The following is a 19,438-nucleotide window of genomic DNA, read 5'->3' as shown; positions in this document are numbered from 1 at the left end:
GCGCTACTACGACAAGTCGCTCGTCGACCGCTCGGAGCAGGAGCTGAAGCGCCAGTATTTGACGCGCGGTTTTTACGCGGCCGAAATCAAGACCACGGTGACGCCTGTCGACCGCAACCGCGTGTCGATTCTGTTCTCGGTGACGGAAGGCCCGAGTGCGAAGATCCGCCAGGTCAATTTCATCGGCAACAAGGCGTTCAGCACGAGCACGCTGCGCAACGAGATGCAGCTGTCCACGCCGAACTGGTTCTCGTGGTACACGAAGAACGACCTCTATTCGAAAGACAAGCTCACGACCGATCTCGAAAACGTCCGGTCGTACTATCTGAACCGCGGCTATCTCGAGTTCAACATCGAGTCCACGCAGGTTTCGATTTCGCCCGACAAGAAGGACATGTACCTGACGCTGACGGTGCATGAGGGCGAGCCGTACACGGTGTCGAGCGTCAAGCTCGCGGGCAATCTGCTCGATCGCGGTCCCGAACTGCAAAAGCTCATCACGGTGAAGCAGGGCGAGCGTTTCTCGGCGGCCAAGCTGCAGGCGACCACGAAGGCGATCGTCGACAAGCTCGGCGAATACGGCTACGCGTTCGCAACGGTCAATGCGCAGCCCGAAATCGATCAGGTGCATCACAAGGTGGCGTTGACGCTGCAGGTGGATCCGAGCCGCCGCGTCTACGTGCGCCGCATCAATGTCGTGGGCAACACGCGCACGCGCGACGAAGTCGTGCGCCGCGAAATGCGCCAGCTCGAAAGCTCGTGGTTCGATTCGAACCGGCTCGCGCTGTCGAAAGATCGGATCAATCGCCTCGGCTACTTCACCGATGTCGACGTGACGACCGTGCCGGTAGCCGGCACGCCCGACCAAGTCGACGTCGACGTCAAGGTCACGGAAAAGCCCACGGGCGCGATCACGCTCGGCGCGGGCTTCTCGTCGACGGATAAGGTCGTGCTTTCGGCCGGTATCTCGCAGGACAACGTGTTCGGCTCGGGTACGAGCTTGTCGGTGAACGTGAATACCGCGCGCAGTTATCGGACGCTGACGGTCACGCAGGTCGACCCGTATTTCACGGTCGACGGCATCAAGCGCATCACCGATGTTTATTACCGCACGACACAGCCGCTGTACTACTCGACGAATTCGAGCTTCCGCATCATCACGGCGGGTGGCGACCTGAAGTTCGGCATTCCGTTTTCGGAAGTCGATACGGTGTTCTTCGGCGCGGGCTTCGAACAAAACCGTCTCGATCTCGACAGCACGACGCCGCAGAGCTACAAGAACTACGTGAACGAATTCGGCCGCGTCTCGAACAATATCCCGCTGACGGTGGGTTGGTCGCGCGATGCTCGCGACAGCGCGCTCGTGCCGAGCCGCGGCTATTTCACGCAGGCCAACGCCGAATACGGTACGCCGGTCGGTGCGACGCAGTACTACAAGGCCGACATGCAGGCTCAGTACTACTACTCGTTCGCGCGAGGCTTCGTGCTCGGCTTGAACTTCCAGGGCGGCTACGGCAAGGGCATGGGCGGCAAGCCGTTCCCGATTTTCAAGAACTACTTCGCAGGCGGCATCGGTTCGGTGCGCGGCTATGAACCGAGTTCGCTCGGCCCGCGCGATACGTCGACGAACGATCCGATCGGCGGCTCGAAGATGGTCGTCGGCAACATCGAGCTTACGTTCCCGCTGCCGGGCACCGGGTACGATCGGACGTTGCGCGTGTTTACGTTCTTCGACGGCGGCAACGTCTGGGGTGAAAATGCGCCGGGGATCACCACGACGGGTTCGAACGGCTTGCGTTATGGCTACGGTGTCGGTCTGGCGTGGATTTCGCCGATCGGGCCGCTCAAGCTGAGCCTGGGCTTCCCGCTTCAGAAGCACACCGGCGACCAATACCAGAAATTCCAATTCCAGATCGGGACGGCGTTCTGACGGAACGCCAAACGCTGGCCAGCATCGAGAGGAAGATTTTGCAAACCGGTACGTTCATCAAACGCATGTTAGGCGTGGCCGCGCTGACGGGGGCGCTCGTGGCCGGCGTCGCCCAGGCGCAAGAGGCGCGCATCGCGGCGGTCAATTCAGACCGGATCCTGCGCGAGTCGGCCGCGGCAAAGGCCGCTCAATCGAAGCTCGAGGCGGAGTTCGCCAAGCGCGACAAAGATCTGCAAGATATGGCCGCGCGGCTGAAGTCGCTGTCCGACCAACTCGACAAGAGCGCGGCGTCTTTGTCGTCGGCCGATCGCGCGGCCAAGCAAAAGCAATTGTCCGATCTGGACAGCGACTTTCAGCGTAAGCAGCGTGAGTTCCGCGAAGACTTGAACCAGCGACGCAACGAAGAGCTGGCAGCCGTGCTCGAACGTGCGAACAAGGTGATCAAGCAAATCGCCGAGCAGCAGCATTACGATCTGATCGTGCAGGAAGCCGTGTATGTCAGCCCGCGCATCGACATCACCGACCAAGTGCTGAAGGCGCTGGCCGCGTCGAGCGCGAGCGCGACCAATTGAGCGACGGAGCAGCACGGCAATGGCATTGACGCTCGAGCAAATCGCGCAGCGCTTCGGCGGCGAAGTCGTGGGCGACTGCGCTTTGAAGGTGGCCGGTCTTGCGCCGCTGGATCAGGCGCAGCCGCACCAGCTGGCGTTTCTCGCCAACCCGAAATACCTTTCCCAAGTCGAGACGACGCAAGCGGGCGCGGTGCTGATCGCGCCCGGCGACCTGGCGAAGCTGGGGGCGAGGCAGGGACGTAATTTCATCGTCACACCGAATCCGTACGCTTACTTCGCGCGCGTGGCCCAGCTGTTCATCGATTTGGCGGCGCCGAAGGCGCCCGCCGGCGTGCATCCGAGCGCCGTCATCGATCCGAGCGCGAACGTGGCGGCCAGCGCGGTGATCGGGCCGCACGTCGTGCTCGAGGCGGGCGTCGTCATCGGCGAGCATGTTCGAATCGACGCCAATGTGACGATCGGGCGCGGCACGCGTATCGGCGAGGGTGCGCATTTGTATCCGAACGTCACCGTCTATCACGGCTGCAAGATCGGGCCGCGCGCGATCGTGCATGCGGGCGCCGTCATCGGCTCGGACGGGTTCGGCTTCGCGCCCGACTTCGTGGGCGAGGGCGACGCGCGCACGGGCAGCTGGGTCAAGATTCCGCAAGTGGGCGGGGTGACGATCGGCGCCGACGTCGAAATCGGCGCGAACACCACGATCGATCGCGGCGCGATGGCCGACACGATCATCGAAGAGTGCGTGAAGATCGACAACCTCGTGCAGATCGGCCACAACTGCAAGGTCGGCGCCTATACGGTCATCGCCGGTTGCGCCGGCATCGCCGGCAGCACCACGATCGGCCGCCACTGCATGATCGGCGGGGCGGTCGGTATCGCGGGGCATGTGACGCTCGCCGATTACGTGATCGTCACGGCGAAGTCGGGCGTGTCGAAGTCGCTGCTCAAGCCGGGCATGTACACGAGCGCGTTTCCGGCTGTCGGGCATGCCGAATGGAACAAGAGCGCGGCCTTGATGCGAAATCTGGACAAGCTGCGTGACCGCATCAAGGCACTCGAAGCCGCGCTCGTCGAGCGAGGTGACGGCAACGCCTGAGCGGGCGTCGCCGCGAACAGCATCCGCAGTAACTACCCGCGCGATACCCTTGCGTGGAGCAGACACACCATGAGCACTGAAAAAATCAATCTCGACATCCATAAGATTCTCACGCTGCTGCCGCATCGCTATCCGATCCTGCTCGTGGACCGTGTGCTCGAGCTCGAGCCGCACAAAAGCATCAAAGCGCTGAAGAACGTGTCGATCAACGAGCCGTACTTCATGGGGCACTTCCCGCAGCGCCCGGTCATGCCCGGGGTGCTGATCTTGGAAGCGCTCGCGCAAACGGCGGCGCTGCTGACGTTCGCCGAAGAGCCGCACGATCCCGAAACAACGCTGTACTACTTCGTCGGTATCGACGGCGCGCGCTTCAAGCGTGTGGTCGAACCGGGCGACCAACTCATTCTTAACGTCACGTTCGAGCGCTACATGCGCGGCATCTGGAAATTCAAGGCGCGCGCCGAAGTCGAAGGAACGACGGCGGCCGAAGCCGAATTGATGTGCACGGTCAAGCACACGAACGAGTGACAAGGGCCAAAAGCGCATGAGCAGGATTCATCCCACCGCGATCATCGAGCCGGGCGCGCAGCTTGGCGAAGACGTCGAGATCGGGCCGTACGCGATCGTCGGCGCACATGTGACGATCGGCGCCCGCACGACGGTCGGTTCGCACAGCGTGATCGAAGGCCACACGACGATCGGGGCCGACAACCGGATCGGCCACTACGCGTCGGTCGGCGGCCGGCCGCAAGACATGAAGTACCAGGGCGAGCCGACCAAACTTGTGATCGGCGAGCGCAACACGATCCGCGAATTCACGACGATCCATACGGGCACCGTGCAAGACGGCGGCGTGACCACGCTCGGCGACGACAACTGGATCATGGCGTACGTCCACATCGGGCACGATTGCCATGTGGGCAGCCACACCGTTTTGTCGAGCAACGCCCAGATGGCCGGGCACGTCATCATCGGCGACTGGGCCATCGTCGGCGGCATGTCGGGCGTGCATCAATTCGTGAAAATCGGCGAGCACTCGATGCTCGGCGGCGCATCGGCGCTGGTGCAGGACATCCCGCCGTTCGTCATTGCGGCGGGCAACAAGGCCGAACCGCATGGCATCAACGTCGAAGGGCTGCGTCGCCGCGGTTTTTCGGCCGATGCCATCTCGGCGCTGCGCAGCGCCTACCGGCTGCTGTACAAGAACGGCCTGTCGCTCGAAGAGGCGAAGACGCAGCTTGCCGAACTCGCTTCGGCGGGCGGCGACGGCGATGAGCCGGTGCGCAAGTTGATCGCATTCATCGAAACGTCGCAGCGCGGCATCATTCGCTAGGCCGATGACGCTGCAATCGAATGCGTTGCGCGTCGCCATGGTCGCCGGCGAGCCGTCGGGCGATTTGCTGGCGGCGTCGCTGCTCGGCGGCCTGGCACGCCGGCTACCCGAGTCAACGCGATACTATGGCATCGGCGGGCCGCGCATGGCGGCGCAAGGCTTCGAGGCCCATTGGCCGATGGAGAAGCTCGCCGTTCGCGGTTACGTCGAGGCGCTGCGCCACATCCCCGAGATCCTGGGCATCCGCAACGAGCTGAAGCGCCAACTGCTGGCCGAGCCGCCGCATGCCTTCATCGGCGTCGACGCGCCCGATTTCAATTTTGGTCTCGAGCAGCCCCTTCGCGGCGCCGGGATTGCAACGATCCATTTCGTTTGCCCATCCATTTGGGCGTGGCGCGGCGGCCGCATCAAGACGATCGCGAAGGCCGTCGATCACATGCTTTGCGTGTTTCCATTCGAGACGGCGTTGCTGGAAAAGGCGCACGTGCCGGCCACTTACGTCGGTCATCCGCTCGCGGATGAGATTCCGCTCGAGCCCGATGTCGCCGGTGCGCGCGCGGCGCTCGGGTTGCCCGCGTCCGGCCCGGTCGTGGCCGTGCTGCCGGGTAGCCGACGTTCGGAAATCAATCTGATCGGTCCGACGTTCTTCGCAGCGATGGCGATCATGCAGCGTCGCGAGCCGGGCCTGCGGTTCGTGATGCCGGCGGCGACGCCCGCGTTGCGCGAGCTGCTGCAGCCGCTTGCCGCGGCGCATCCGGGGCTCGCGCTGACGATCACCGACGGCGATGCGCAGCGCGCCATGACGGCTGCCGACGCCGTGCTCGTGAAAAGCGGTACGGTGACGCTCGAGGCCGCGCTGTTGAAGAAGCCCATGGTGATCTCGTACAAAGTGCCTTGGCTGACGGGGCAGATCATGCGCCGGCAGGGGTATTTGCCGTATGTGGGCCTGCCGAACATCCTGGCCGGGCGCTTCGTCGTGCCGGAGCTGCTGCAGCATTTCGCGACGCCCGAAGCGCTTGCCGACGCCACGCTCGTACAGTTGCAGGACGATGCCAATCGGCGCACGCTTACCGAAGTGTTCACGCAGATGCACCTGACGCTGCGTCGCAACACGGCCGAACGCGCGGCCGAAGCGGTCGCACAGGTGATCGAAGCGAGGAAGTCCCGCCGATGACGAATTCGCGCGCGCCACGACCGAAGCGCACGAGCGACGCCGCCGCGCCGGCCGCGCACGCGAAGCGCATCGCTGCCTCGGCGGTATCGGCGCAGGTCACGCTCAATTTCGATTCGCCGCTCGACATCGTCTGCGGGGTCGACGAAGCGGGGCGTGGGCCGTTGGCCGGGCCCGTCGTCGCGGCCGCCGTCATTCTGGATCCGAAGCGCCGAATTCGTGGGCTCGACGATTCGAAAGCGCTATCCGCCAAAACGCGAGAGGCGCTCTACGAGAAGATCGTCGAGCGCTCGCTGAGTTTTTGCGTGGCGTCCGCGAGCGTCGAGGAGATCGATCGGCTGAACATCCTGCATGCGACGATGCTCGCCATGAAACGGGCCATCGAAGGGCTCTCGGTCACGCCCACGCTGGCGCGCATCGACGGCAATCGCTGCCCCGTGCTCGCCGTCCGAAGCGAAGCCGTGATTGGCGGCGATGCACGGGTTCCGGCAATTTCGGCCGCATCGATTCTCGCGAAAGTCACGCGCGACCGCATGTTATTTGAACTGCATGAGCGGTTTCCGGTGTACGGTTTCAACGCTCATGTCGGCTACGGCACGCCGCAGCATTTGGCCGCGCTGTCCGAGCACGGTCCGTGCGAACATCACAGGCGTTCCTTCGCACCTGTCCGGCTGGCGTTCGAGCGGCACGGCATTGCGCTGACGCCGCTGGGCGCTGCGAGCGCCACGGGCGAGCACAGCATCGAAAGCATCGAAGACGATGCGCTCGACGAAGCGGCGTTGTACAACGACGCGTTCGACACGTTGGGCGACGGCCCCGCCGACACGGGCGTCGGCGCTTAGTCCGCGCGCGTTCGCGGCCAAAACGCGGCGAACGCGGATAATTTTCTTGGCCAAACGAGGCCGCCTAACTCCGGTTCGATTTCGTGAAAGCGATTACTTCGCGCGACAACCCGTTCTACAAGCGCCTGAAAGCCATGGCGGCGTCGACGCATCAGCAAAGGAAAAGCGGCCACGCGCTGCTGGAAGGCTTTCACCTTGCGACGGCCTATCTCGACGTGGCGGGCCAGCCCGAGACATGCGTGGTCACGGAAGGGGCATTGCGGCACGAGGAAGCGCAGGCCATCGTCGCTCGCGTGGACGCCGAACGCATCGTCACGTTGCCCGATGCGCTTTTCGGTCAATTGTCGAACGTCGTGCACGGCGTGGGTCTGCTCTTCGTGGTGAGCAAACTTTCCCCGGACTTGCCGGAACGCGTCGAGACCACCTGCATCGTGCTCGACGGCGTCCAAGACGCGGGCAACGTGGGGTCGATTCTGCGCAGCGCGGCGGCAGCGGGCGTGAAACAAGTGTTCTGCGCGCCGGGGACCGCTTACGCGTGGTCGTCGAAGGTGCTGCGCTCGGGTATGGGTGCGCATTTTCTGCTCGACGTGTACGAGGATGTCGAAGCGGCCGACTTGATCTCCCGCCTGGCCGTGCCCGTGACCATTACCGACTCGCATGCGCCGCAAGCGCTCTACGAATGCGATTTGTCGGGTGCTGTGGCGTGGGTTTTCGGCAATGAAGGGGCGGGCGTGTCGGCGCCTTGGCGCGCCGCCGTTGTTCATCGTCTGACGATTCCGCAGCCCGGCGGCATGGAGTCGCTCAATGTCGCCGCCGCGGCGGCGATTTGCCTGTTCGAGCAGTGCCGCCAACAGCGGATGTCGTTGCGGGGGTAGGCGCTTAAGGGCTTAGGCGGGCTCAGGCCCGCCTAGCCGTACAACCCGCTGTCTCGACGAACCGGAGGCGCCGCGGCCTTCGTCTTCAATAAGTCGGACGGTCGAGCCTGATTTCCTGCAGGATCGTCGTCGCGATCTCCTCGATCGACTTGTGCGTCGATGACAGCCATTTGATCCCTTCTCGCCGCATGAGCGCTTCGGCTTCGTTGATCTCGTAGCGGCAATTCTCGGGCGCCGCGTATTTGCTGCCGGGCCGCCGCTCGTTGCGGATTTCCGACAGGCGCTGCGGGTCGATCGACAGCCCGAACAGCTTTTCGCGATGGGCGATCAGCGGCGTGGGCAGCTTGCCGCGCTCGAAATCTTCCGGAATGAGCGGGTAGTTGGCCGCTTTCACGCCGTATTGCATGGCGAGGTAGAGGCTCGTCGGCGTCTTGCCGCTGCGCGAGACGCCGACCAGGATGACGTCGGCATCGGCGAGGTTGCGATTCGATTGTCCGTCGTCGTGCGCCAGCGAAAAATTGATCGCCTCGATCCGCGTCTTGTATTCCTCGGTATCGGCGTTCTGGTGCCCGCGGCCGATAGCGTGCGTCGACTTCATCTCGAGTTCTTGCTCTAGCGGCTCGACGAACTGCTGAAAAATATCGAGCACGAGCGCGTTCGAGTTCTTGACGATCGCGTTGGATGCGCTGTCGACCAGTGTGGTGAAGACGATCGGACGGCGTCCGTCGAGTTCGGCGGACTCGCTGATTTTTTCGATCGTGGCGTAGGCTTTATCGACGGAATCGACGAATGGCACCCGCACGAGACGGAATTTTTGGTCGAATTGGGACAGGATCGAGTGCGCGAACGTTTCGGCGGTGATCCCTGTCCCGTCGGAGACGATGAATACGGTAGGCGGCATCGGCAAACGCTTAAAAGCAGCGGGCGCTGCGGGAGGAAACGCGATTTTCGCGCGTTTTCGCGGGCGAAGACGCCGGCGATTGTCACATGGCCGTCGCAACAGAACAGGCGGCCGCTTAGAAGCAGGGTAGAATAGCGGCAACCTGTTGGATAAGCAATTGCGATTGGTCGCAGGCGGCCGCCGGCGATTGCTTCTCCAACAGGTTGCGCGTGCTGCGCGCCGGGCTCCACTAGTCCGCGCGCACCAAGCCCACACGCGTGGCCGTGAATTTTTTTCACACTTAGGGGCTTGTATGACTAACGCAGTTAACGTCACGAAGGATCAGGCGTATGTAATTCCGTTCGAGCAGCTACGGATGACCGATGTGGAGATCGTGGGCGGCAAGAATGCGTCGCTCGGCGAAATGATTAGCCAATTGGCCGAGGCCGGCGTGCGCGTGCCGACCGGTTTCGCCACGACGGCGCTGGCATTTCGCGATTTCCTCAAACACAACAATCTGACCGAACGGATCGCCGCTCGGCTCGAGACGCTGGACGTCGACGACGTCAAGGCGCTTGCGGCCGCCGGTAAGGAAATCCGCGAATGGATCGTCGATGCGCCGATGCAGCCGCGCCTCGCGGCTGAAATTCGCGAACAATTCGAGACGCTCCAAAAAGGCTCGCCCGAAGAGCTGTCGTTCGCCGTCCGTTCGTCCGCGACGGCCGAGGACTTGCCTGACGCCTCGTTCGCCGGACAGCAGGAAAGCTACCTGAACGTGGTCGGCATCGACGATGTGCTCGATCGGATGAAGCACGTCTTTGCGTCGCTCTACAACGATCGCGCGATCTCCTATCGCGTCCATAAAGGCTTCACCCACGCGGAAGTGGCGTTGTCCGCCGGCGTTCAGCGCATGGTGCGCTCGGACGTGGGCGCGGCTGGCGTCATGTTCACGCTCGACACCGAATCGGGCTTCAAGGACGCCGTGTTCATCACGTCGAGCTACGGCCTGGGCGAAACCGTCGTGCAAGGCGCCGTGAATCCGGACGAGTTCTACGTCTTCAAGACGACGCTCGAGCAAGGCAAATATCCGATCATTCGCCGCTCGATCGGCTCGAAGCTCATCAAGATGGAATTCACGAATCCGGGCGAGCCGGGCCGCGTGAAGACGGTCGACGTGGCGCACGAGCAGCGCAACCGCTTCTCGATCACCGACGAAGACGTGATCGAGCTCGCGAAATACGCCGTCATCATCGAAAAGCACTACCAGCGTCCGATGGACATCGAGTGGGGCAAGGACGGTCGCGACGGCAAGATCTTCATCCTGCAGGCACGCCCGGAAACGGTGAAGAGCCAAGGTGCAGGCAAGGTCGAGCAACGCTTCAAGCTGCGCGGCCAGTCGCAAGTGCTCGCCACGGGCCGGGCGATCGGCCAGAAGATCGGCGCGGGCCGTGTCCGCGTGATTCACGATCCGTCGGAAATGGAACGCGTGCAGCCCGGCGACGTTCTCGTCGCGGACATGACGGACCCGAACTGGGAACCCGTGATGAAGCGTGCGTCCGCGATCGTCACGAACCGCGGCGGCCGTACCTGCCACGCGGCCATCATCGCGCGTGAACTGGGCGTGCCGGCCGTCGTCGGCTGCGGCGACGCCACCGACGTGCTGAAGGACGGCGCGCTCGTGACGGTTTCGTGCGCCGAGGGCGACGAAGGCAAGATCTACGACGGGCTGCTGGAAACGGAAGTGACGGAAGTCTCGCGCGGCGAATTGCCGCCGATCCCGGTCAAGATCATGATGAACGTCGGCAATCCGCAGCTCGCCTTCGATTTCTCGCAGTTGCCGAATGCGGGCGTGGGTCTCGCTCGCCTCGAGTTCATCATCAACAACAACATCGGCGTGCACCCGAAGGCGATTCTCGAGTACCCGAACGTCGATCAGGACTTGAAGAAGGCCGTGGAAAGCGTGGCGCGCGGGCATGCCTCGCCGCGCGCCTTCTACGTCGACAAGCTGACCGAAGGCGTCGCGACGATCGCCGCGGCGTTCTATCCGCGGCCCGTGATCGTGCGCCTGTCCGACTTCAAGTCGAACGAGTACAAGAAGCTGATCGGCGGTTCGCGTTACGAGCCGGACGAGGAAAACCCGATGCTCGGCTTCCGCGGTGCCTCGCGCTACATCGCGCAGGATTTCGCGCAGGCGTTCGAGATGGAATGCATCGCGCTCAAGCGTGTGCGCGAGGACATGGGCCTCACGAACGTCGAAATCATGGTGCCGTTCGTGCGGACGGTGAAACAGGCCGAGCGCGTGGTGGGCCTGCTCGACAAGTTCGGCCTGAAGCGCGGCGAGAACGGCCTGCGGCTCATCATGATGTGCGAGATTCCCTCGAATGCGATTCTTGCCGAACAGTTCCTGCAACACTTCGACGGGTTCTCGATCGGTTCGAACGACTTGACGCAGCTGACGCTCGGCCTCGATCGCGATTCGGGCATGGAGCTCTTGGCCGTGGACTTCGACGAGCGCGACGAAGCCGTCAAGTTCTTGCTCAAGCGCGCGATCGAGACGTGCCGTCGCCTGAACAAGTACGTGGGCATCTGCGGCCAAGGGCCGTCGGATCACCCGGACTTCGCGCAGTGGCTGGCCGACGAAGGCATCGCGTCGATTTCGCTGAATCCCGACACGATCATCGAGACGTGGCAGGCGCTGGCCAAGAACGCGAAGTAACGTCGTCCCATTGAGGCGCCTGCCAATGAAAGCGGGCCCCACTTCGTGCTATAACGCCCCGGTAGATCCGGGGCGTTTTTTTTCGGGGAGGCCATGAGATGACGCCGAACGACTTTCTTTGGTGGATCGGCGCGGGGGCGCTCATCGTCGCTGAGTTGCTGACGGGCACGTTCTACTTGCTCATGATCGCGCTGGGGTTCCTAGCCGGGGCGCTGGCCAAGCTGTACGGGGCTAGCTTAGCCGCGCAATGCACGTGGGCGGCGCTGGTCGCGCTGGCCGCCGTCGTCTTGCTGCGCCGTTCGCGTTTCGGCCGTCGGCGTGAGCGGCGCGATGCGTCGACCAATCCCGACGTCGTCTTGGACGTCGGCGCGCCGCTCGAGGTCTTGGCCTGGAGCGACAGGCGTGCGCGCGTGCCGTACCGCGGCGCCGAATGGGATGTCGAACTCGCGCCCGGCGAGCGGGAAGATGCCCGGCATTACGAGATCGCGGCCGTTCGGGCCAATCGCCTCGTCGTGGTCGAGAAAAAGCCTACGACGGGGCGAGCGCGTCATTCGATGTCAACAACGAAGGAGTAAACAATGGACATGACTATCGTCGCTGCCGTACTGCTGATCGTCGTGATCGTGATTGCCGCGCAGACGATAAAGATCGTGCCGCAACAGCATGCGTGGGTAGTGGAGCGTTTCGGCCGGTATCACGCGACGCTCGCACCGGGGCTCAACATCGTGATGCCGTTCGCCGACCGCGTGGCGTATCGCCATGTGCTCAAGGAGATTCCGCTCGACGTGCCGGGGCAGATCTGCATCACGCGCGACAACACGCAATTGCAGGTGGATGGCGTGCTGTACTTCCAAGTCACCGATGCGATGAAGGCCTCGTACGGATCGAGCAACTACGTGGTGGCGATCACACAACTGTCGCAAACCACGCTGCGCTCGGTCATCGGCAAGCTCGAACTCGATAAGACGTTCGAGGAACGGGACTTGATCAACCACAGCGTCGTGGCTGCGCTCGACGAAGCGGCGTCGAACTGGGGCGTGAAAGTGCTGCGCTACGAGATCAAAGACCTGACGCCGCCGAAGGAAATTCTGCATGCCATGCAGGCGCAGATCACTGCCGAGCGCGAAAAGCGCGCGCTGATCGCGGCGTCCGAAGGGCGCCAGCAAGAGCAGATCAACATCGCTTCAGGCGGGCGCGAAGCGGCTATTCAGAAGTCGGAGGGCGAGAAGCAGGCCGCGATCAATCAAGCGCAAGGGCAGGCCGCCGCCATTCTGGCCGTGGCGGAAGCGAATTCGCAGGCGATTCAAAAGATTGCGCAGGCCATCCAATCGACGGGCGGCATGGACGCCGTGAACCTCAAGGTGGCCGAGCAGTATGTGAGCGCGTTCGGCAATCTCGCGAAAGCGGGCAACACGCTGATCGTGCCCGGCAATCTTTCGGATCTGGGTTCGATGGTGGCCTCGGCGCTCGCCATCGTGAATCGCGGCAAAAGCACGGCCGGCTAGGTTGGGGCGCGCATGATGCGCGCCTTCTCGCGCTCCCAATCGCGCTTCTTTTCGGTTTCGCGCTTATCGTGCAGCTTCTTGCCCTTGGCGAGACCGACTTCGCATTTGACGCGGCCGCCCTTGTAATGGAAGTTCAGCGGCACGAGCGTGTAGCCGCGTTGCTCGACCTTGCCGATCAGCTTCTTGATTTCGTCGCCGTGCAAAAGCAGTTTGCGCGTGCGGACCGGGTCCGGCGTGATGTGCGTGGACGCTTCGGGCAGCGGACTGATGTGCGCGCCGATCAGGAACAGCTCGCCGTTGCGAATGATGACGTAGCCTTCCTTGATTTGGCCGCGCCCGGCGCGCAGCGCCTTCACTTCCCATCCCTCGAGCACGAGTCCTGCTTCATAGCGCTCCTCGATGAAGTAATCGAAGAAGGCCTTTCTGTTGTCGATGATGGTCATGGATATGGACGGCGTCCAACTCGTTTAAAATCACGATTTTAGCAAAGCGGCGCTTCTCGAGCCCGCCAAGCTCGCCCCACTTCCGCCGCGCGCAGTGCTTCCTATGGCAGATGTTCAGAAAACCGTATTGATTCGCCACTCGGCCGAGCAAATGTTCGACCTCGTCACCGACGTAGTCGACTATCCCAACTTCCTGCCCTGGTGCGGAGGCGTCGAAATTCGGCGGCAAGACGCGCACGAGATGGAAGCGCGCATCGACATCAACTTCAAGGGCATCAAGCAGCACTTCGCCACGCATAACACGCAGGAGCGCCCCACGCGCATCGACATGCAGTTCGCCGACGGCCCGTTTCGCAAGTTCACCGGCTACTGGCGCTTTACGCCGCTGCGTACCGACGCCTGCAAGATCGAGTTCGCGCTGCATTACGAGTTCTCCAGCTTGATCCTCGAAAAGATCATCGGGCCTGTGTTCAATCACATTGCGAACACGTTCGTCGAATCGTTCGTCAAGCGCGCCGACGAGCGCTACGGCCGGCCATGAACGCATCGCTGTCGATCGAAGTCTGCTACGCGCTGCCCGAAGCGCAGACGCTCATTGCGCTGACGCTTCCCGCGGGCGCCACGGTGCGCGATGCGCTGGCTGCCAGCGAAATCGTCAAACGGCACCCGGAGGTCGATCCGGCCACCGCCAAGCTGGGTATTTTCGGCAAGCCGGCGCTGTTGGACGCACCGCTCGCCGATCACGACCGCGTCGAGATCTACCGGCCGCTCATCGTCGATCCGAAGCTCGCGCGGCAGCGGCGTGTGGAAAAGACGCGCCGAGCCGGGTCCATCGAAGGCCGCAAGTGGCTGCCTAAGGATTCGCGCTGAGGGCGGCGGCGTCGGACAGCTTGCGTTGAGCACTGCCGCTGTCGTCGTGACGCCGCACCGACCACGTCACGCCGGCCAGCAGCAGGACGATCGCCGCCGCTTCCAGGGCGCGCGGCAGCCGCGCATCGTAGATGAAGCCGTAGAGCAGGGCGAACAGCGTCTCGAATACGATCAACTGTCCCGACAGCGTGAGCGGCACGCGCTTGGACGCGGCATTCCACAGGCCCGTGCCGAGCCAAGACGCGCCCACGGCCAAGCCAAGGTTGAGCACCCAAAACGTGCGCCAGCGCGCCTCGGGATGAAGTGCCTGCGTCGCGGCGTCCGGCAGCAAAGGGCAGGCGAGCCATAGCAAGGCCCCGAGCAGCCCCGTGGCGAGGCCCAGCAAGACGGACCACTCATTGCCGTCGAACCGCGGGTTGCGACGCAGGTAACGCGTATTTTCGACGGCGAACCACGTCCAGCTGCCCAGCGCGCCGGCCGCGCAAAGTACGCCGACGAGCTTGTCGACGACGCCCCCTGGGGCGCCGGGCGCCGGCCCGGTGGCGAAGACGTCGACATTGATGCACGCGATCCCGGCGACGACGAGCACGAGGGGCCAGAGCAGGCGGTGAAGCGGTACGGCGCCCGCATCGCGCCGGCCGGCCAGCGTGACCGTGACGGGCAGCACGCCGACGATCAGCGAGGTCGGTCCGATACCCACCCGGTGTACGCCGGCGGTCAGAAACACGTAATAAACGAGATTGCCGACGAGCGCCAGCTTGGCGACGGCGAAAAGATCGGCGCGCGCAAGTTTGCCGGCGAGACGTCGCGCCATGGGCAGCGCCGCCGCGAGGGAAACCAGGCCGTACATCATGCAGCGCGCCGCTCCCAGCCTCATCGGGGCAAAATCGGGCAGCAGGCGCGGCACGAGAAAGACCGTGCCCCAAATCGCTCCCGCCATCATCCCGTACATCACGCCACGCCGCATAGCTGCTCCCCCTCGTCGTCCGTCAGTCGATCATCGAGGGCAAGTGTAGGCAGACGGGTCGCAGCCGTCTTGTTCGATTCTGCAATCGCGGGCGCGTGGCTTGCGTCCCGAGGAAGGCGGGCTTTTCGGCTGGTTTTTGGGGAGCAAGGGGCGCGAACGCGCGCCCGGACCAAACGAAACTCGTGCGAACGCGGGACGAACCAAAAAGCGAAACGGGTGACCCGGTGGAAGCAGAAAAAACGCTAACTTGCTGTTCGCACAGTGAAAAACCAGGGAGGTATCGCGTATAATTCGCTTTTGCGCCTATAGGATTTGCCATGCGTCTGATCCAAAAAGCACTCACATTCGATGACGTGCTCCTCGTCCCGGCGTTCTCCGACGTTCTGCCGCGCGACACCAGCCTCAAAACCCGGCTGACTCGCAAGATTTCCCTGAATATGCCGCTCGTGTCGGCCGCGATGGACACCGTCACCGAAGGACGGCTCGCGATTGCGATGGCGCAGCAAGGCGGCGTGGGCATCATCCACAAGAATCTCACAGCGGCCGAGCAGGCCCGCGAAGTGGCGAAGGTGAAGCGTTTCGAATCGGGCGTCGTGCGCGATCCGATCACCGTTCCGCCGCAAATGAAAGTGCGCGATGTGATTGCGCTGTCGCAGCAGCATGGCATCTCGGGCTTCCCCGTCGTCGAAGGCGCTCAGTTGATGGGCATCGTCACGAACCGCGATCTGCGGTTCGAAACGCGGCTCGACGAGCCCGTACGCACGATCATGACGCCTCGCGATCGCCTCGTGACGGTCAAGGAAGGCACGGCGCTGGCGGAAGCCAAGGCGCTCATGCATAGCCACCGCCTCGAGCGCGTGCTCGTCGTGAACGATGCGTTCGAGCTGCGCGGGCTCATGACGGTCAAGGACATTACGAAGCAAACCGAGCATCCTGACGCGTGCAAGGACGAGCACGGCAAGCTGCGCGTGGGCGCGGCGGTGGGCGTGGGCGCCGACAACGAAGAGCGTGTCGTGGCGTTGGCCGCGGCGGGCGTCGACGTGATCGTCGTCGATACGGCGCACGGCCACAGCAAGGGCGTGCTCGAGCGCGTGCGCTGGGTGAAAAAGAATTTCCCGCACGTCGAAGTGATTGGCGGCAACATCGCGACGGCCGATGCGGCGCGCGCGCTCGTCGAATACGGCGCGGACGGCGTGAAGGTCGGGATCGGCCCGGGCTCGATCTGCACGACGCGGATCGTCGCGGGCGTGGGCGTGCCGCAGATCACGGCGATCGCCAATGTCGCCGAGGCCTTGAAAGGCACGGGCGTGCCCGTCATCGCCGACGGCGGCGTTCGATTCTCGGGCGATGTCAGCAAGGCGCTCGCGGCCGGCGCGAATGCGGTCATGATGGGCAGCATGTTCGCCGGCACCGAAGAGGCCCCGGGCGATGTCTTCCTGTATCAAGGTCGCCAGTACAAGTCGTATCGCGGCATGGGTTCGGTCGGGGCGATGAAGGACGGTGCGGCCGACCGCTACTTCCAAGACAACTCGGCGAACATCGACAAGCTCGTGCCCGAGGGCATCGAAGGCCGCGTCGCCTACAAGGGTTCGGTCAACGCGATCCTGTTCCAACTCGTCGGCGGTGTGCGGGCGAGCATGGGCTACTGCGGTTGCCGCACGATCGACGAGATGCACGAGAAGGCGCAGTTCGTTCAGATCACGGCGGCCGGCATGCGTGAATCGCACGTACACGACGTGCAGATCACGAAAGAAGCGCCGAACTATCACGTCGACTAAGCGCCGATGAAACCGCTCCTGCGCGCCGTTTTGATCGTCGATGCCGGGCTCTACTTGAGTTCGGGCGCCGTGCTGCTGCTCACGCCCTTGGCGGGGCTGCAGCGCGCGTTGCAGTTGACGACGATCGAGCCCGCGATGGTCGGGCAGATGCTCGGTCTCGCGCTGCTCGCGCTTGCCTGGCTGTCGCTGCGTGGGGCGGTCGATGGCGCGATGACGGTGGGCGTCGCCAAAATCGTCGGTCATGTGACGTGGCTCGCTGGTGCGCTGGTCCTTGCATGGGCCATCGGGCCGCATACCTTGTGGCTGCCGGCCCTGGGCATCGTGCCGAATCTGCTGATCGGCGGGTTCCTCGTGGTGATCGGGCTTGGCGGCGCGCGTTTCGCTCAAGCGGTGCGCCGGCGCGAGATCGCCAAAGCGGCGCAAGGACAGGGCGGTGGAGTGAAAGCGCGCGGTGGTGCGGTTGCGGCGCCCGCGTCTGCAGCTGCATCCGCATCCGCATCCGCGCCGTCGCAACCGGTCGAGCCGGTGCTTCGGCCTTCCGAGCCGAGCCGCGCAGCCGAAATCGGCGCGGCGCCTTATCGGGCGCGCAGCGAGCCGCCCGTGCAGGCGCCCGTATCGGCGGGGGTCAAGCCCGCGGACGAGCCGTCCGGCGCGGCGCGAACCGGTGCGGCGAGCGGCAGCGGCGACGTACGCGCGGGGCAGCCGGCGTCTGCGCCGCGGCCTCCGTTTCATGGTTGAGCGCGCCCACGCCCCAGCGCCCCAGCTAAACCCATCTTGCGTTCGCGCGCGGCATTGGCGCGACGCTTCGTGTTTGATCTATTCCCGCGGCGCGACGTGCGCCGCTGTTCGCATTCGTTCACTATCGATCCGTGCCAGCCATGCATGACAAGATCCTGATCCTCGACTTCGGTTCGCAAGTCACTCAACTGATTGCGCGCCGCATTCGCGAAGCGCACGTCTACTCGGAAATTCATCCGTACGATGTCGACGACGCGTTCATCCGCGAATTCGCGCCGAAGGGCATCATCCTTTCCGGCGGGCCGAGTTCGGTTACGGAGACGGACACGCCGCGCGCGCCTCAAGCCGTATTCGAACTCGGCGTGCCGGTTCTCGGCATCTGCTACGGCATGCAAACGATGGCCGAGCAGCTTGGCGGCAAGGTCGATCTCGGCCATGTCCGCGAGTTCGGCTACGCCGAAGTGCGTGCGCGAAACCATACGAGCCTCCTTGAAGGCATCGAGGATTTCCGCACGGCGCAAGGCCACGGCATGTTGAAGGTCTGGATGAGCCACGGCGACAAAGTCACGGAGATGCCTGAAGGTTTCGTGCTGATGGCGTCGACCGAGTCATGCCCGGTGGCGGCCATGGCCGATGAATCGCGCCATTTCTACGGCTTGCAGTGGCACCCCGAGGTGACCCATACGGTCAAGGGGGCCGCGATGCTCGAGCGCTTCGTGCTGCAGATCTGCGGCGCGAAGGCCGATTGGGAGATGGGGCATTACATCGACGAGGCCGTCGAAAAAATTCGCGAACAAGTCGGCAACGAGCACGTCATTCTCGGTTTGTCCGGCGGTGTCGATTCGTCGGTGGCGGCGGCGTTGCTGCATCGTGCGATCGGCGATCAGCTCACGTGCGTTTTCGTCGATCACGGTTTGCTGCGGTTGAACGAAGCCGAGCAGGTGATGGCCACGTTCGCCGATCACCTCGGCGTGCGCGTGATTCATGTCGATGCGAGCGAAGCATTCCTCTCGAAGCTTGCCGGCGTGACGGATCCCGAGCAGAAGCGCAAGATCATCGGCGCGGAATTCGTCGAAGTGTTCCAGGCGGAAGCAGGCAAGCTCAGCGATGCGAAATGGCTCGCTCAAGGCACGATCTATCCGGACGTGATCGAATCGGCGGGCAAGGGCAAGAAGGCCACGCATACGATCAAGAGCCACCACAATGTGGGCGGCTTGCCGGAAACGTTGAATCTAAAGCTGCTCGAGCCGCTGCGCGAGTTGTTCAAGGATGAAGTGCGTGAGCTGGGTGTGAAGCTCGGGTTGCCGCATGCGATGGTCTATCGTCATCCGTTCCCTGGCCCTGGGCTCGGCGTGCGGATCCTTGGCGAAGTGCGTCGTGATTTTGCCGATTTGCTGCGTCGCGCCGATGCGATCTTTATCGAGACGCTGCGTAATACGATCGACAAGGAAACGGGCAAGTCTTGGTACGACTTGACGAGCCAAGCGTTCGCCGTGTTCTTGCCGGTGAAGAGCGTGGGGGTGATGGGGGATGGGCGGACGTATGAGTATGTCGTTGCGCTGCGCGCCGTGCAGACGCTTGATTTCATGACCGCGCATTGGGCGCATCTGCCGCATGAACTGCTCGGACAGGTATCGAACCGCATCATCAATGAGGTGCGGGGGATCAATCGGGTGGTTTATGACATCTCGGGGAAGCCGCCGGCGACGATTGAGTGGGAGT

The 19,438-nt window shown here is 63.5% G+C and carries 19 protein-coding genes; 16 read left to right on the top strand and 3 right to left on the bottom strand.

Annotation, left to right across the window (positions count from 1 at the left end; all coding sequences use genetic code 11):
• From bamA to ACTHNR_RS09630, 8 genes are all read left to right on the top strand, one after another.
• Window positions 1–1,930 (top strand): outer membrane protein assembly factor BamA (bamA, locus tag ACTHNR_RS09665; RefSeq protein ID WP_440547364.1); only part of this gene is annotated, 1,930 nt, incomplete at its 5' end.
• Between the two features lie 65 nt (window positions 1,931–1,995).
• Entirely contained in the window at window positions 1,996–2,502 is a 507-nt protein-coding gene (locus tag ACTHNR_RS09660) for an OmpH family outer membrane protein (RefSeq protein ID WP_440547366.1), read from the top strand.
• Between the two features lie 19 nt (window positions 2,503–2,521).
• Complete coding sequence (gene lpxD, locus ACTHNR_RS09655; RefSeq protein ID WP_440547363.1) at window positions 2,522–3,598, top strand: UDP-3-O-(3-hydroxymyristoyl)glucosamine N-acyltransferase; 1,077 nt, start codon at window positions 2,522–2,524, stop codon at window positions 3,596–3,598.
• Between the two features lie 69 nt (window positions 3,599–3,667).
• Window positions 3,668–4,126 carry a 3-hydroxyacyl-ACP dehydratase FabZ gene (gene fabZ / locus ACTHNR_RS09650; protein ID WP_440547362.1) on the top strand — a complete coding sequence of 153 codons (459 nt, stop codon included), beginning with the start codon at window positions 3,668–3,670 and terminating at the stop codon, window positions 4,124–4,126.
• A 16-nt stretch (window positions 4,127–4,142) separates the two neighbouring features.
• Window positions 4,143–4,931 carry an acyl-ACP--UDP-N-acetylglucosamine O-acyltransferase gene (gene lpxA, locus ACTHNR_RS09645; protein WP_440547361.1) on the top strand — a complete coding sequence of 263 codons (789 nt, stop codon included), beginning with the start codon at window positions 4,143–4,145 and terminating at the stop codon, window positions 4,929–4,931.
• Window positions 4,932–4,935: 4 nt separating this feature from the next.
• Entirely contained in the window at window positions 4,936–6,105 is a 1,170-nt protein-coding gene (gene lpxB / locus ACTHNR_RS09640; RefSeq protein ID WP_440547360.1) for a lipid-A-disaccharide synthase, read from the top strand.
• Window positions 6,102–6,944, top strand: coding sequence for a ribonuclease HII (rnhB, locus tag ACTHNR_RS09635; protein WP_440547359.1), 843 nt, complete (start codon window positions 6,102–6,104; stop codon window positions 6,942–6,944). The genes lpxB and rnhB overlap by 4 nt, the downstream gene beginning before the upstream one ends.
• Before the next feature lie 83 nt (window positions 6,945–7,027).
• Window positions 7,028–7,819, top strand: a complete 792-nt coding sequence (locus ACTHNR_RS09630; RefSeq protein WP_440547358.1) for a TrmH family RNA methyltransferase — start codon at window positions 7,028–7,030, stop codon at window positions 7,817–7,819.
• Window positions 7,820–7,904: 85 nt separating this feature from the next.
• On the opposite strand, the gene ppsR is transcribed toward ACTHNR_RS09630, so the two are convergent.
• Window positions 7,905–8,720, bottom strand: a complete 816-nt coding sequence (gene ppsR, locus ACTHNR_RS09625; RefSeq protein ID WP_440547357.1) for a posphoenolpyruvate synthetase regulatory kinase/phosphorylase PpsR — start codon at window positions 8,718–8,720, stop codon at window positions 7,905–7,907.
• A gap of 292 nt (window positions 8,721–9,012) precedes the next feature.
• Here ppsR and ppsA point away from each other — a divergent pair, with 292 nt between their 5' ends.
• From ppsA to ACTHNR_RS09610, 3 genes are all read left to right on the top strand, one after another.
• Window positions 9,013–11,415, top strand: a complete 2,403-nt coding sequence (ppsA, locus tag ACTHNR_RS09620) for a phosphoenolpyruvate synthase (RefSeq protein WP_440547356.1) — start codon at window positions 9,013–9,015, stop codon at window positions 11,413–11,415.
• 98 nt (window positions 11,416–11,513) lie between these two features.
• Complete coding sequence (locus ACTHNR_RS09615) at window positions 11,514–11,990, top strand: NfeD family protein (RefSeq protein ID WP_440547355.1); 477 nt, start codon at window positions 11,514–11,516, stop codon at window positions 11,988–11,990.
• 3 nt (window positions 11,991–11,993) lie between these two features.
• On the top strand, window positions 11,994–12,920 hold the full coding sequence (locus ACTHNR_RS09610) for an SPFH domain-containing protein (protein ID WP_440547354.1): 927 nt from the start codon (window positions 11,994–11,996) through the stop codon (window positions 12,918–12,920).
• On the opposite strand, the gene smpB is transcribed toward ACTHNR_RS09610, so the two are convergent.
• Complete coding sequence (gene smpB / locus ACTHNR_RS09605) at window positions 12,917–13,363, bottom strand: SsrA-binding protein SmpB (protein ID WP_440547353.1); 447 nt, start codon at window positions 13,361–13,363, stop codon at window positions 12,917–12,919. The two genes, ACTHNR_RS09610 and smpB, sit on opposite strands and share 4 nt — an antisense overlap.
• Window positions 13,364–13,466: 103 nt before the next feature.
• Between smpB and ACTHNR_RS09600 the strand changes: the two genes are divergently transcribed.
• Together ACTHNR_RS09600 and ACTHNR_RS09595 are read left to right on the top strand one after the other, a co-directional pair.
• The gene (locus ACTHNR_RS09600) at window positions 13,467–13,904 is read left to right on the top strand and encodes a type II toxin-antitoxin system RatA family toxin (protein ID WP_440547352.1); all 438 of its coding nucleotides are present in this window, start codon (window positions 13,467–13,469) and stop codon (window positions 13,902–13,904) included.
• Entirely contained in the window at window positions 13,901–14,233 is a 333-nt protein-coding gene (locus ACTHNR_RS09595) for an RnfH family protein (RefSeq protein WP_440547351.1), read from the top strand. The genes ACTHNR_RS09600 and ACTHNR_RS09595 overlap by 4 nt, the downstream gene beginning before the upstream one ends.
• Here the strand turns inward: ACTHNR_RS09595 and ACTHNR_RS09590 are convergent.
• Window positions 14,217–15,200, bottom strand: coding sequence for a DMT family transporter (locus ACTHNR_RS09590; RefSeq protein WP_440547350.1), 984 nt, complete (start codon window positions 15,198–15,200; stop codon window positions 14,217–14,219). The two genes, ACTHNR_RS09595 and ACTHNR_RS09590, sit on opposite strands and share 17 nt — an antisense overlap.
• 317 nt (window positions 15,201–15,517) lie before the next feature.
• Between ACTHNR_RS09590 and guaB the strand changes: the two genes are divergently transcribed.
• The 3 genes from guaB to guaA form a co-directional block, all read left to right on the top strand.
• The gene (gene guaB, locus ACTHNR_RS09585) at window positions 15,518–16,978 is read left to right on the top strand and encodes an IMP dehydrogenase (protein WP_440547349.1); all 1,461 of its coding nucleotides are present in this window, start codon (window positions 15,518–15,520) and stop codon (window positions 16,976–16,978) included.
• A gap of 6 nt (window positions 16,979–16,984) precedes the next feature.
• A complete protein-coding gene (locus ACTHNR_RS09580) occupies window positions 16,985–17,716 on the top strand; it encodes a hypothetical protein (protein ID WP_440547348.1) in 732 nt (243 codons plus the stop codon).
• Window positions 17,717–17,856: 140 nt separating this feature from the next.
• The coding region (guaA, locus tag ACTHNR_RS09575) for a glutamine-hydrolyzing GMP synthase (protein ID WP_440547347.1) at window positions 17,857–19,438 on the top strand (1,582 nt) is incomplete at its 3' end.

Origin of the sequence: Trinickia sp. (assembly GCF_051954495.1) — a bacterium.
In the GTDB taxonomy this organism is placed as follows: Bacteria; Pseudomonadota; Gammaproteobacteria; order Burkholderiales; family Burkholderiaceae; genus Trinickia.
The sequence above is the reverse complement of the archived record's forward strand: the minus strand, read 5'-3'. Positions and strand labels throughout refer to the sequence as shown.